We start from the raw sequence: 13,876 nt of genomic DNA, 5'->3' as shown, positions 1-13,876 counted from the left end.
GGATATTCTGTATCATGATTTATTCATCTAAATAAAAAAGTGGAGTTATGAAAAAAGTGTTTTTCGCAGCACTAGTTATGTTAGCTGCAATTTCAGCTTTCGCTCAGAGTGGGCCAGTGATTGATTTCAAAGACAAATCGCATGATTTTGGAACCATCAAGGAAGATGACGGGAGTGTAACCTGTGAGTTCATTTTTACCAACAAAGGTGATGCCCCATTGGTAATCAGTCGAGTGCAGGCATCGTGTGGTTGTACTACTCCTGATTGGAGTAAAGAGCCAATTGCTCCGGGCAAAACGGGATTTGTAAAAGCAACTTATGCAGCCAAAGGCCGTCCCGGACAGTTTAGCAAAACCATCACAGTGTATTGCAACACAAAAGAAGGTACTGTCATACTGAACATCAAAGGAAACGTTTTACCCAAAACAGCAAGTATCGAAGACCAATATCCGGTATCTTTTGGTGACTTGAAGCTTGGTAAAATAAACCTTTCGTTTTATGACATTCAGAAAACCGGAACCAAAACTGACAAAATTGCAATTTACAACAGCGGGAAAAACCCGCTGTCTTTGCATTTTAGCCGTGTTCCGTCACATTTGACTGTAGTTGCTTCTCCTGCTGTTGTTCCGGCTTCAGGAAAAGGAGAAATCGTTGTAACCTACAAAGGTGCTGTGAAAGATTGGGGAACTCGTCTTGATGATATTTTTATTCTCCAGAATAATGAGTCAAAAATCGCCAGTGATCGCAAGATTACAGTTTCGGCTAATATCGTGGAAGATTTTTCCGTTTTAACTCCTCAGCAACGTGAAAATGCGCCCCGCATTGAAGCCAGTTCTACAAACGTAAATTTTGGCAAAATTAATCTTAGCGACAAAAAGACAGAAGTTATTACTTTGAAAAATGCAGGAAAAAGCACGCTTCATATCCGTAAAATAAAAGCTAATTCCAGCCTGTTACAGGTAAGGGCTGACCGTGTCAGTGTTGCTCCGGGGAAATCTATTCAGTTGCAGATTGCTCTTATTCCGGGTAAAGCCAAAAGTGGTGTGAATGAATTGGTAAGTGTTATATCCAATGATCCGTCCAATTCGATAATCAACATTCATGTAGCCGCTACACGTTAATACTTCCCAAATTCAGAGTGCTATAGACGGACAGAATATCCATTTTCGGACAATCTTTGGATTTAATGATTACTTTTGCGGAAAATTTTAGAGGCAGAATGCCGGAAAGCTTACAATATGTTTAAAGGAAAAACCGTAGTTTATACATCCGGAACGTTTGATATGTTCCATATCAATCACCTGAAAATGATCAATTACGCTCGTGGTTTGGGCGATTTATTGATTGTTGGTGTCAGTACAGATGAGCTGGTTTGTTCATATAAGGCCAAACCGGCTATTCCTTTTACAGAGCGTTTACAAATTGTTGAAGCACTTAAAGGCCCCGATATTGTTATACCTCAGCACAGCCTTGATCACACTGAGATTGTGAAGAAACTACACATTGATGTTTTTGTGGTAGGGGATGACTGGTATGGTAAATACGACTATCTGCAGGATTTAGGTGTGGATGTTTTTTATTTCCCATATGGCAACGGTATTTCTTCTACCAGCCTGAAAAAGTCAATTTACGAAAGCTATAACCAGAGTCTGCGCGTTGAGCGTGAAGCAAAACCGATAATTCCCAAAGAAGAATAAGAGATAATGAATCAACAAACCGCTTTAATAACAGGTGGGACAAAAGGAATAGGCAAAGCCGTTGCTCAGCGATTGTTGGGTGAGGGCTTTGATGTTTTATTGACCTATGGATCCGATATTCAGCGTGCAAACGAAGTTAAGGATGAACTCGCAAGTGCTTTCCCTTCAAGTCGGGTTTATATCCTTCAGGCTGATATTTCAGATTTGGCATCAATTGATCTTATTTGTAATTATATATCTGATAATGGCCTTTCTATTGGTTCTGTGATTTTCAATGCCGGACTGACTGACCGAACTGACTTTCATCAAATCAATCCGGAAGAGTGGAAACGTGTCTTTGATGCTAATGTTCATTTCCCAGTCTTCCTTCTTCAAAAATTATATGATCAAATGCAACCCGGTGCATCCGTTGTCTTCACCGGATCATTGATGGGAATTCATCCCCATTCGGTGTCACTTGTCTATGGAGTCACCAAATCGACCGTTCACGCATTGGTAAAGAACCTGGTCAAATTCCTAGCTCCAAAAGGGATTCGTGTAAATGCTGTGGCACCCGGTTTTGTGGATACAGAGTGGCAGAAGACGAAACCCGCAAAAATCAAGGCTAATATTAATGCCAAGATTGCTTTGGGGCGTTTTTGCGAACCGGAAGAATTAACTGATGTCTACCTGATGTTGGTTGAAAATAAATACATCAACGGCGAAATTATCACTGTGGACGGTGCCTATTCGTACAAATAACATATCTGAGGAATCGAAAAATAGCTTAATTTGACTACCTTTGCGGCCATTATGAAGACTATGTCTAAACATTACAACCACAATGGCTCAAAATTCAACTGAAAAAATAACACTCGAATCCTCTCTAAAATCTCTGGAAATTGAGAATTTCCTTGACCGTTACTTTTATCGTCCGGTCGCTTTTCAGATCGCTCTATTACTTCGTCATACTCCGGCAACACCCAATATGGTCACCGTTTTGTCCATTTTTGTTGGGATTGCCGCTGGTACCCGCTTTTACTTTGATGATATCTGGACAAATATTACGGGTATCCTTCTCCTGATTTTAGCTAATACACTCGACTGTGTTGATGGCCAATTGGCCCGACTTACTGGGATTAAATCGAAAATCGGTAGAATTCTTGATGGATTTGCCGGTGATCTTTGGTTTGCAACTATTTATATCGCGATATGTTTGCGTACCATGAATGAAGGAGCTCCGGTATATATCTTTGCATTAGCTATTTTCTCTGGTTATTCTCATTCCCGTCAGGCTGCTATCGCTGATTATTTTAAGAATATCCACCTCTTTTTCCTGAAGGGGACAGCCGGTAGTGAACTGGATGATGCCGAAACTTTACAACAAAAATATCTTGCCCTTTCCTGGAAAAATGATTTCTGGGAAAAATTATTCAAATTCTTTTATCGCTTTTATACCCGCGGACAGGAAAAGCTTACTCCCGAAATTCAGAAAATGCGAAAAACTATCGCATCCAGATACAACAATAACATTTCAGAAGAATTAAAAAGCGGTTTTCGTACCGAATCAACCGGAATCATCTTTTGGATGCACTCGTTATCTTTTAATACTCGTTCTCTTTTCTTATTCGGATTTACTTTAATCGGTCATCCATGGTACTACTTTATTTTTGAGATTGTGGCGTTGAATCTGGCTTTACTTACCGGATTGAAGAGATATGAGCAAGTTTGTAAAACTATTAATGAAAACATTTTAGCCGGAAAATATGACAAAAGGTAAAATCACCAAGAATATCTTCTTTCTCATCGCTGTTGTAGCCATTGTGTTAATTGTATGGAAGATAGGTTTTGATACTATTGTTGAGAATATCCTGAAAACAGGGTGGTGGTTTTTCCCGATTATCGGTATCTGGCTGGTGGTCTATCTGATAAATGCCAAAGCGTTTCATCTGATCATCAACGACGAAAAGCATAATGGCAAAGTCTCTTATCTGAAGTCTCTTCAACTGACTATTACCGGTTTTGCCCTTAATTATTCTACTCCGGCCGGTATGATGGGGGGGATGCCATATAGGGCTTTAGAACTACAGAAGATAGTAGGAGGGCATAAAGCGACTTCCTCAGTGGTGCTTTATACCATGATGCATGTGATGGCCCACTTTTTCTTTTGGTTGACCTCTATCCTGGTTATTGCATTCTTTATTACCGTTTCCCACGATTTGTCGATTGTGCTAACGGTTATATTTATCTTCTTCGTTGGTCTGACATTCCTGTTTTTCAAAGGATATAAAAGAGGATTGTTATTGAAGTTTTTTGCTTTCCTCAAAAAACAACCGTTTTTCAAAAAGAAGGCTGCAGCTTTTTATGAGAAAAAAGAGGCAGAGTTGATTGAAATTGATACTCAGATATCAGATCTGTACCTTAACCGCAGGAAGACGTTTTATTATACGTTAGGCCTAGAATTCCTCGGTAGAATGGTGAATAGCCTTGAAGTCTATTTCATCATTCATGCAATTGGTATTGATGTGACCTACATGCAAGCGTTTGTAATGGTTGCTCTCACAACATTACTGGCCAATATTCTTTTCTTTTTCCCAATGCAATTGGGTCCAAGGGAGTTCGGATATACCGGAGCTTTAAAGTTGATGAAAATAGCGCCTCTTGTAGGCCCGGTAGGTGGTTTGGGTATTTATGTAAGTCTCGTTACACGTATCCGGGAAATGATCTGGATCGGTATTGGTGTTGTTCTTATGAAAATTAATTCGAAATAATGCGCAGGGTAGTTCTTGACCAAAAAGATTTCGCAATAATGTCACCGCTGTTAAGGGGTAAAAAAGGGTTACGTTTAGGACGGTGTCTTGTCAGGTTGTTGTCAATACATCGGGTAAACCGGGTATATGAAAACTCTATACATTTGAGAGGGGCAGAGTTTGCCGCTTCTTTACTTAAAGACGTGGGAGTATCTTATGAAATTGAAAATGAAGAACAGTTATCTAATTTACCAGAGGGGACTTTCATAACTGTTTCTAACCACCCTTATGGTGGATTAGACGGTGTTATTATGATCGACATCATGGTTAGACGTCGCCCTGATTATAAATTCATGGTAAACTCCATTCTGATGAATGTCAGAACCATGGCTGATAATTTTGTCGGTGTTCAACCTGCAACGGCTAAAAGTTCAGGTTCTAATGATAATGCTCTAAAACTTAAAGAAACAATTCGGCACATGAAAGAGGGGCATCCTATGGGTTTTTTCCCGGCAGGAGCAGTTTCCAACTTTCATAAACCCAACTGGTTTCAACTTACTGATCGTGACTGGCAGCCAACTGTAATACGTCTTATTCAAGCGGCAAAGGCACCGGTTATACCTATTTTCTTTCATGGAAAGAACTCCTGCTTCTTTAACTTTCTCGGCCGGGTCAACTGGCAACTCCGAAGCATGCGTATGCCTTACGAAGTTTTCAATAAAAGAGGGAAAACAATAAAAGTAACAATCGGTGATCCAATTTCCTGGGAAGAGCAGAAACAATATGCAAAAGTAGAGGAGCTGGCTGCTTTCCTGAAAGCCAGGACTTATGCACTGAGTAAAAAAGGGTGAATGGAAAATTTTCCACTCACCCTTTTTTATCAGTTATTTTGTCTGGTTTCGCTCAGATATTTATTCTTCAGCGATTTTACCGGATACCAGGCAGACAGGAACCCAATCGTAAATACCACTCCTAATATGGTCATCAGGTCTGTACAGACCACTTTTACCGGATAGGTATCCACTACAAATGCTCCCATATTGCCTCCCATTCGTAATAATCCGAAACTTTCCTGAGCGACACATAGAAGAAGTCCTAGTACAATACCGACTATTGCTCCAATTGCGGAGATCATCCACCCTTCAAATAAGAAGATCCGTGAAATAAGCTGATTGTCCGCACCCAGGCTACGTAGTGTTGCAATATCAGCCTTCTTCTCGATAATCAGCATAGACAGCGAACCGATGATATTAAATGTCGCAATCATCAGGACGAAACAAAGGATCAGGAAGGTCATCCATTTTTCGATTTTCATCATTTTGAAAGCCTCTTCCTGTTGTTCGTACCGGTCTGCAACTTTAAACTGAGGCCCCAGAGCCCTGGCTATTTTCGACTTAACATCGTCAATATCTGTGTTTGGCTTCAGTTTTAACTCAATTGAGGTTACCTCATTGGTATATTGGAAAAGCTTTCTGGCCAGACTGATCGGAACGATGATAGTTGACTCATCGTATTTCGCCTGATTGACACTAAATATTGCAGTGACATAGGCGTAGTCTGTATTAAATGCGGATGCCGGATTAGCCATGCTGACTTTACCTTCCCTTTTCGGAGCGTAAATTTCAAGCGGCTCCACAAAGTTAGCCCCCACTCCAAGCGACAGGGATAATCCGGCGCCAACGGTCGCATAACTCACCAGGCTATCAGCCAATACAAATTTCCCATCATACAGGATACTATCAATGTGGGTTAGCTTTGAGAAATTATCCGAAACCCCCATCAGGGTTGCAGTTACCTGACGGTCCTTGTAGCGAACTAAAGCGTTGTCTTCCACAATCTCAGAGAAGACAGCTATCTCGGGCATCTTTCTCAATGCATTGATTTTTTCATTATTTGCATTGAATGTTTTTCCTTCAACAACAGAGACCTTTAGTTCGGGGTCAAAGGAGCAAAAAAGAGATGCAACCAGATTCTGGAATCCATTGAAAACCGATAAAGTACAGACCAGTGCCATTGTAGCGATGGCTACACCACTGACCGATACCATCGAAATGACATTGATGGCACTGTGGGACTTTTTCGAAAAAAGATATCGAAATGCGATTTTACCGGAAAGACTCATGGTGTAGTTTTCTTTATGTCATCCTGGGGATGAATTGCCAGTTTGTGGGTTAAGAGCCTGTTTTAATTTTATTGCTCGACTTTTTTAGGGCTATTACAAAGTAGATTTTTTGCTTTTCTCCCGCAGATTTAGCGGGCTAAATCAAGGGCGAAAAGTGAAAAATATGCACGGAATAGACTAAAAAAGGAGCAAAGAAAGACGATAAGCCTGCTTTATAAGATGTTTCGGTAAAATTTAAACAGGCTCTAAGTCCGGATGGGAAAATGCTTTATTTCTTAAGCAGGTTGTCGATATTCTCGATGTAGTCCAGCGAGTCATCTATATAGAATGACAACTCAGGAATCACGCGAAGCTGGTGACGTACACGTTTGCCCAAATCGAAACGAATCTGCTTCACATTAGCCTGAATAGCTTTAATCAGCTCCGGGCCTTTTGCCGATGGGAAAACGCTGAGATATACTTTGGCAATTCCCAGGTCAGGAGATACGCGCACGGTGCTCACGGTAATCAGGATACCTTGCATGGCACGGGCTTGTTGAAGGAATATATCGCTCAATTCTTTTTGTAACAGGCGATTGATTTTACTTTGTCTTGTTGTTTCCATTTATATAAACTGGTTTGCTCCTGAAAAAAGAGGAGCTGATATTAATTAAACTTCTTTACGTAAGCGTGCTACCGGCATGCCTAATTGCTCCCGGTATTTAGCTACTGTGCGCCGGGCGATGATGTACCCTTTTTCGTTGAGGATTTCGCACAACTTTTCATCGGGTAGCGGGGAGCGCTTATCTTCAGCCTCAATAGCATCCTTGAGGATCTTCTTGATTTCGCGTGTTGAAACTTCTTCACCCGATTCAGTCTGCATACTGTCAGAAAAGAAAAACTTCAGCGGGTAAACCCCGAAATTGGTCTGTACATATTTGCTGCTGCTCACCCGGGAAATCGTGGAGATGTCCAGGCCTACCTTTTCAGCCACGTCTTTCAAGATCATGGGCCGAAGGTCGGTTTCATCTCCCGTAAGAAAAAAATCACGTTGTAACTCTACGATGGCCTCAAAGGTAGAAGAAAGCGTCATCTGGCGTTGCTTGAGTGCATCAATAAACCATTTGGCGGAATCAAGTTTTTGCTTGACGAACTGTACCGCCGCTTTTTTATCCTTGGTTTGGTTTGCTTTATTACCCATGAAATCCTGAAACATATCCGAATAACCGCGGCTTACCCGAAGGTCAGGAATATTTTTATCATTCAGGTAAATCGAAAGCTCTCCATCAATGGCTTCAACGATAAAATCAGGGATGATCTGATTTACTCCGATCGCTTCGCCTTCCTCTCCGGAAGAGTTCCCGGGTTTGGGATTCAAAGAGGTAATTTCGGCAATGGCCGCTTTAAGCTCTTTTTCGCTGATTTTATACAGGGTGATTATTTTGTCAAAATGCTTTTTGGAGAATTCCTCAAACGAATCAGTGACAATGCGGATGGCAAGTTCGATAGACGGTTCCTGTTTCTTGCGTTTCAACTGAAGCAAAAGACATTCCCGTAAATCCAGGGCACCTACACCCGCCGGGTCAAGGTCCTGGATAATATCCAGAATCAGACGTAGCTCTTCGTCGGATATATCTATGCCGACCTGAAACAGCAAATCGTCAGAGATGGCACGCAAATCGCGTCTCAGATAGCCGTCCGGGTCAATGTTTCCAATGATGTATTCACCCACTTTTTCTTGTAGCTCGGAGAGTTCTCTTAAGTGGAGTTGCCGGATAAGCCCCTCGTGAAAAGTCTCGCGCTCACCTACAAAGATAGTTTCGCTGCGGTCTTCGCGGTTTTGCTTTTCATTTAGCTTGTAGGAAGGGATTTCGTCTTCGTTGATATAATCGCCCAGACTGAAATCTTCATTCGACCAGTTATCATCAGTTTCGTTGCCAAAGTCATCTGTGTCAGAAACTTCAGCCAAATCAACACCCTCTTCTAAAGCCGGATTTTCCTCCAGTTCCTGATGGATTTTCTCCTCCAGCTCCATGGTGTTTAGCTCCAGCATTTTAATCTGTTGGATTAATTGCGGAGTAAGCTTTTGTTGAAGTTTTTGTGATAGTTGAAGTTTTTGCATAAATCGGGTAAAGTCAGGCTCAGCGCATGATTGATGCAAAGGTACGACATTTTCAACGCTTATAAAAGTTGAAAATATAAAACAGCAGAAGCCCTGAAGGTGGAGATTGCCTGAAAAAGAAAGCCTGCCGGATCATTTCTCCGACAGGCTTTAGGGATATGTCTGGTATCAATACCGGAAACTGCTTCCACCCAGAAACTCCCGGATAAGGGATGTCGGTGGAATTTCCCGGTCGTAAATCGGATAGAAATAGCTAAGGAAACGCAACAGGCGAGTGGCTTCGGAATATTCGTCACAGTTTTGCGGCACAGCCATCAGCAGCGGCTCCACATAGCGTTTCAGCACGGCCAACTCAAATAACAGAGCCGAATTGAACATCGCATCGGCATTTTCCTGAAAGGGGAAAATCCACTTCTCTTCGCCCCGGCGAACACTCGGCCAGCGGGCAATGGTGTTACGGGCAGAGTAGTTGCGGTATTTGAAGTCGCGGATGATGCGGCGTAACAGACGGTTATCCGTTGTGGGAATCCAGTTATGGTCATCCAGCGAAATCGTGGTCAACGCCGAAACGTAAATCCGGTACTTCAGTTCATCGGGGATATGCGGGGTCAATTCCGGATTCAGACCGTGTATACCTTCAATCAGCAGGATGTTATTTTCATGCAGGCGCAGTTTATTTCCTTTATACTGACGTTTGCCCTGTTCGAAACTGAACGTTGGCATGGCGATTTCCTTTCCTTCGAGCAAATCATTCAGGTCTTTATTGAAAAGCTCCAGGTCCAGGGCATAGAGGGATTCAAAGTCATGCTCCCCATGTTCATCCAGCGGCGTTTTGTCCCGTTCGATAAAATAGTTATCCAGGGAAATGGAGACCGGCTTGAGCAAATTGGTCATCAGCTCGATGCTCAGTCGTTTGGTAAAGGTCGTTTTTCCGGACGAAGAAGGGCCTGCAATCAGGATGATCTTGGAGCTTTTAGCGGCAATCTCATCGGCAATGTGGGAGATTTTCTTTTCGTGAAGCGCCTCCGAAACCTTGATAATGTCGGTCGCTTCCCCGCTTTTGCTGGCCTGATTCAACGTCGCCACATCGCTGAACCCGAGGATTTCATTGAAACGGTTGTATTCGTGAAATATATCGAGCATCTTTTTCTGAGGCACAATATCCTCCAAAATCGTCGGTTTATCCCGGTTGGGGATTCGAAGCAACACACCGTCCTCGTAACAAATCAGGTCAAACAGGTAAAGGTATCCGGTCGATGGAACCAGGTTGCCATAGAAATAGTTGATGTGCTCGCCCAGCTGATAGTATGAAGAATAAACCTCCCCCGTGGAAGCCAGCAATTCAGCCTTGTCCATCATGTCGTTGAGTTCAAACAGACGGACGACCTCTTCGGTCTGCGCCTCTTTGCGGTGGAAATGAAGGTCTTCGTCGATAATCTCCTGCATCCGTCTTTTTATCCGTGATACTTTATCCGAACAAACATCCGCTCCCAGTTCCATTTTACAGAAATAGCCTTTGGAAATGGGGTGTTCAATCCGCAGTTTTGACCCCGGGAAAATTTCCGCCATCGCCTTATAAAGCACAAAGCACAGCGAACGCACATACGTGCGCATTCCCGATGAATTGGTCAAATCTATGAATTCGACATTTTTTGAGGTGAAAACACGGAAACGAAGTCCTTCCACCCGGTTATTCACCTTCGCACTAACGACGAGGTAAGGCGTTTGAACCTCCAGTTCATTGTAAATATCAAGCAGGGTTACTCCCACGGGAAAATCACGAAACTCATTCGTGTTTTTGCAATATATTCTGACGGTATCGTACATGGTGGTTCGTGTTTTTGGTGAGACAATAGAGGTTATTCTCCGAAATATATCCGTTTTGAGTAAATAAAACAAACAGTCGCCTCTTTTTTTTCTCAAAGCAATGAATTTAGGGAATTCCATGCCGGTTTTCCTCAGAATTTCGTAGGTTTGTCGGTTTTCTAAATCAAACAATAATTTACTCCTATATGAAACTTACCGACAAATGGTTTAGCGCTATCTCTGAAGATGAGAATGGCAAACTGGTCATCGTGACCGGCCGTGACGATATTATGGATTTTGTGAAATCCGGAAAATTCAAAGAGCGAGCCGAGATTTACTGGAAATACGAAGGCGATGGACAGGGAATGCCGTCGGAGGAGCTTTCAGAACAAATGGAGCAGGTGGAAGAGGCTTTGCGTAAATCCATGGAAAAGGACAAACTGGCCATCCTGACCGGCGTCTATACCGGAGGTGGGCAGAAGACCTGGGTCTTTATCTGCCGCACCGTTCGTGTATTTGGAGAGCGCTTGAATGAGGCACTCTCTTCCTTTGACCTGTTGCCAATTGAGATTTATACGGAAAATGACCCTGACTGCGAAGAGTATCTCGATATGCTAGAGATGAGAAGCTGGGGTGGTGATGATGACGATGAAGATTAATTTCTTACCATGAAGATACAGAAGACCAATGCCGCCCGCATACTCGACCGTTTGAAAATTGCTTACGAACTGGTTCCGTATGAGGTGGACGAAAGTGACCTGAGCGCGATTCACGTTGCAGAGCAATTGGGGCAGTCCATCGAACAGGTGTATAAAACCATCCTATTGCGTGGTGATAAATCCGGTGTTTTTGTCTGTGTCATTCCCGGTGCGGCAGAGGTTAATCTCAAACTGGCAGCCAAAGTCTCCGGTAATAAAAGCGCCGAAACCGTTGCCATGAAGGAGCTTTTACCGTTGACCGGATATATCCGTGGCGGCTGTTCTCCTTTGGGTATGAAAAAGCCGTACCCTATTTACCTCCACAAGGATGCGCTGGAGCAACCGTTTATCTACATCAGTGCCGGACAGCGCGGCCTGCAATTGAAGCTCTCTCCGCAGGATTTATGTCAGGCGGTAAATGCTACGGTTTGCGAGGTGGTGTAACTCTGTTATTCAGGCGAATAAATGAGATAATACAATTTCGTAGGTAGAAGAACCGCGAGAGGTGTTCGCCGTTTCACGAGAAGTGGTAGAAATACTACGAGAGCCGGTAGTAGTTTCACGAGAGGCGGTAGAAGAATCACGAGAAGTGTTCGCAGCTTCACGATAACCGGTAGAAATCTTACGAGAGGTGGTAGAAATACTACAAGAAGCGGTAGTAGCTTCGCGATAGGTGGTAGATGAACAGCGAGAGCCGTTCGCAGCTTCACGAGAGGCGGTAGAAATACCGTTTAATTGAATAAAACAAGCCGGAACGATTGACATTGTTCCGGCTTCTCTTTTCTATGTCGAAGAACTCAACAAGGAAGTTCTACAATCTCCTCATTAAGGACAGTCAGCTTTTCGATACCGTCGGCATTTACTACAAAAGTATTTTCTACACCCACAGCTCCCGTGCCAGGGATTACGAATTTAGGTTCGAGGGCAAAGATGTGGCCTTCGGTCAGGATCTCTTTCGAACGTGGAGCCAGTACAGGCGATTCGTTGATTTGGATACCGATGCCGTGACCGATGAATCCGGCCTGTTGGCTGTATCCCATGAAGTAGGGGAGAAGGTCATGTTTTTTTACCTTTTCAATGGCCATGTTGTAAAGCTCTGCAGTTGCTACACCTGGTTTGGCGATAGCTACAATGTCGCTCTGAATCTCCAGGGCCAACTGGTGTGCATTATAAGCCAGCGGAGCCACTTTGCCTACCGAAAATACGCGGGTCATATCCGAAATATATCCGGTAAAAGTTCCTCCCATATCCACCATAATGGCTGTTCCCGGAGTCAGGACTGTTCCGTTTCCACCGACCGGTAAGGAGCTGTGCAAGCCGCTACCGCCCATTGCAAAATCATAAGGCGAAGGTGCATCAGCATTGTCCCCGGCAATTACACTTCCCATAAAGATTTCCATCGATTGCCCGAATACCCGGAAATGTCCCAAGGCTCCTTTCTGACGGAACAGACGTTCGATTTCGATAGAGAAGTCGATGTCGGTCATGCCCGGTTTGTAGAGTTGCGGTACTTCGCTGTAACAAGCTGCGTGCAAAAGTCCTGAATGGCGCAGCAGGCCAATCTCATAAGCCGATTTGATGGTACGCACTTTGCGTAATACGGCGGTTGCATTGAAGGTCTGTTCCGGTGTAAAGATGGATTGCAGACGGGTAACGTCGTTGTAGCTCAGTTCGTCAAGCTCCAGCATCAGTGTCTTTGGAGTTGTGATACCTTCCTCTGCCAGAATCTCTGCGATTTGTTCCGGTTTGCGGATATAATATACGTTTTCACCTTTGAGACCTACCGGACGTTTCACAAAGAAGAAAGGACTGCCTTCTACCGGCAAATAAAAGTAACCGCTGAATACACGGTCAGCCACATAAAACAGGTTGACATTTCCTGCCAGTAAGCAACCTTCGGTGCCTTGTCTGGCCATCTCTTTCTGTATGGCTTTCCAGCGGTTGCTGAGCTCAGGTAAAATTTCGTTTTTAAACATCTTGTATATGTACAATTTATGGATTTACAATTTACTATTTGGGGCCTCAATTTACTATTTGTAAGTATCGAATCACGAAGATGTCAATTGTAAATAGTAAATTGCTAAATGGTCAATTATTCGTGGTGATATGGTTCGTTATTCAGGATAGTCATGGCCCGGTAAAGCTGTTCCAGAAATATCATGCGGATCATCTGGTGTGAAAAGGTCATTTTCGATACCGAAATCTTTTCCTGCGCCGCTGCATACACTTTATCCGAAAAGCCATAAGGCCCTCCAATGACAAAGACCAAACGTTTCGATACCGAATGCATCTTTTTCTCAATATAGTCGGCAAATTTCATTGAAGTAAACTCTTTGCCATGTTCATCGAGTAGAACCAAAACATCTCCGGGTTGCAGTTGTTTTAATATCAGTTCCCCCTCTTTCTCCTTTTGCTGAGACTCGCTCATGCTCTTGGTGTTCTTGAGCTCGGGAATAATTTCAAATTCAAAGGGAAGGTAGAATTTCAGTCGGTTACGATATTCATCAATAGCTTCGGTGAAATATTTTTCGGTGGTTCTTCCTACGGCGATCAGCGCTATCTTCATTTAATAAGTAACAGCTTTAAATGGGTGAAAAGTTGGTTTTTGTCGTTTGGGAGGCGAATTTACGGTTTTTCTGAGTAAATTTGTATTGTATTTCAGGCAAATCATCATGAAACGGGCATTCAGCATTTCTATTTTAGAGATTGTATCCAATGCAAGT

General features: G+C 43.1%; 15 protein-coding genes. 8 read left to right on the top strand and 7 right to left on the bottom strand.

Annotation, left to right across the window (positions count from 1 at the left end; translation table 11 throughout):
* Positions 1-47 precede the first annotated feature (47 nt).
* From MLE17_RS11915 to MLE17_RS11890, 6 genes are all read left to right on the top strand, one after another.
* Positions 48-1,121, top strand: a complete 1,074-nt coding sequence (locus MLE17_RS11915; RefSeq protein ID WP_243346928.1) for a DUF1573 domain-containing protein — start codon at positions 48-50, stop codon at positions 1,119-1,121.
* Between the two features lie 117 nt (positions 1,122-1,238).
* Positions 1,239-1,697 (top strand): adenylyltransferase/cytidyltransferase family protein, encoded by a 459-nt coding sequence (locus MLE17_RS11910; RefSeq protein ID WP_243346927.1) that lies wholly within the window; start codon positions 1,239-1,241, stop codon positions 1,695-1,697.
* 6 nt (positions 1,698-1,703) lie between these two features.
* On the top strand, positions 1,704-2,438 hold the full coding sequence (locus tag MLE17_RS11905; RefSeq protein WP_243346924.1) for an SDR family NAD(P)-dependent oxidoreductase: 735 nt from the start codon (positions 1,704-1,706) through the stop codon (positions 2,436-2,438).
* Between the two features lie 82 nt (positions 2,439-2,520).
* Positions 2,521-3,456, top strand: a complete 936-nt coding sequence (locus tag MLE17_RS11900; protein WP_243346923.1) for a CDP-alcohol phosphatidyltransferase family protein — start codon at positions 2,521-2,523, stop codon at positions 3,454-3,456.
* Positions 3,443-4,447, top strand: a complete 1,005-nt coding sequence (locus tag MLE17_RS11895; RefSeq protein ID WP_243346920.1) for a lysylphosphatidylglycerol synthase transmembrane domain-containing protein — start codon at positions 3,443-3,445, stop codon at positions 4,445-4,447. The genes MLE17_RS11900 and MLE17_RS11895 overlap by 14 nt, the downstream gene beginning before the upstream one ends.
* The gene (locus MLE17_RS11890; protein ID WP_317236619.1) at positions 4,447-5,277 is read left to right on the top strand and encodes a lysophospholipid acyltransferase family protein; all 831 of its coding nucleotides are present in this window, start codon (positions 4,447-4,449) and stop codon (positions 5,275-5,277) included. The genes MLE17_RS11895 and MLE17_RS11890 overlap by 1 nt, the downstream gene beginning before the upstream one ends.
* Before the next feature lie 29 nt (positions 5,278-5,306).
* On the opposite strand, the gene MLE17_RS11885 is transcribed toward MLE17_RS11890, so the two are convergent.
* The 4 genes from MLE17_RS11885 to MLE17_RS11870 all read right to left on the bottom strand — a co-directional run bounded on the left by MLE17_RS11885 (position 5,307) and on the right by MLE17_RS11870 (position 10,476).
* Entirely contained in the window at positions 5,307-6,548 is a 1,242-nt protein-coding gene (locus MLE17_RS11885; RefSeq protein ID WP_243346916.1) for an FtsX-like permease family protein, read from the bottom strand.
* Positions 6,549-6,816: 268 nt separating this feature from the next.
* A complete protein-coding gene (gene rbfA / locus MLE17_RS11880) occupies positions 6,817-7,152 on the bottom strand; it encodes a 30S ribosome-binding factor RbfA (protein ID WP_243346915.1) in 336 nt (111 codons plus the stop codon).
* Between the two features lie 45 nt (positions 7,153-7,197).
* Positions 7,198-8,649: an RNA polymerase factor sigma-54 gene (rpoN, locus tag MLE17_RS11875; protein ID WP_243346914.1), complete on the bottom strand. Its 1,452-nt coding sequence runs from the start codon at positions 8,647-8,649 to the stop codon at positions 7,198-7,200.
* A 168-nt stretch (positions 8,650-8,817) separates the two neighbouring features.
* Positions 8,818-10,476 carry a nucleoside kinase gene (locus MLE17_RS11870; protein WP_243346913.1) on the bottom strand — a complete coding sequence of 553 codons (1,659 nt, stop codon included), beginning with the start codon at positions 10,474-10,476 and terminating at the stop codon, positions 8,818-8,820.
* Between the two features lie 185 nt (positions 10,477-10,661).
* Between MLE17_RS11870 and MLE17_RS11865 the strand changes: the two genes are divergently transcribed.
* Positions 10,662-11,114 carry a DUF695 domain-containing protein gene (locus MLE17_RS11865; protein ID WP_243346909.1) on the top strand — a complete coding sequence of 151 codons (453 nt, stop codon included), beginning with the start codon at positions 10,662-10,664 and terminating at the stop codon, positions 11,112-11,114.
* Positions 11,115-11,123: 9 nt separating this feature from the next.
* Positions 11,124-11,597: a Cys-tRNA(Pro) deacylase gene (gene ybaK / locus MLE17_RS11860; protein ID WP_243346908.1), complete on the top strand. Its 474-nt coding sequence runs from the start codon at positions 11,124-11,126 to the stop codon at positions 11,595-11,597.
* Between the two features lie 9 nt (positions 11,598-11,606).
* Here the strand turns inward: ybaK and MLE17_RS11855 are convergent, their stop codons facing one another.
* From MLE17_RS11855 to rlmH, 3 genes are all read right to left on the bottom strand, one after another.
* Complete coding sequence (locus MLE17_RS11855; protein WP_243346907.1) at positions 11,607-11,918, bottom strand: hypothetical protein; 312 nt, start codon at positions 11,916-11,918, stop codon at positions 11,607-11,609.
* Positions 11,919-11,950: 32 nt separating this feature from the next.
* Entirely contained in the window at positions 11,951-13,129 is a 1,179-nt protein-coding gene (locus MLE17_RS11850) for a M24 family metallopeptidase (RefSeq protein WP_243346903.1), read from the bottom strand.
* 116 nt (positions 13,130-13,245) lie between these two features.
* Positions 13,246-13,719: a 23S rRNA (pseudouridine(1915)-N(3))-methyltransferase RlmH gene (gene rlmH / locus MLE17_RS11845; protein WP_243346902.1), complete on the bottom strand. Its 474-nt coding sequence runs from the start codon at positions 13,717-13,719 to the stop codon at positions 13,246-13,248.
* Positions 13,720-13,876 lie beyond the last annotated feature (157 nt).

Source organism: Parabacteroides sp. FAFU027 (genome assembly GCF_022808675.1).
Lineage (GTDB): Bacteria > Bacteroidota > Bacteroidia > Bacteroidales > UBA7332 > CAXXIC01.
The sequence above is the reverse complement of the archived record's forward strand: the minus strand, read 5'-3'. Positions and strand labels throughout refer to the sequence as shown.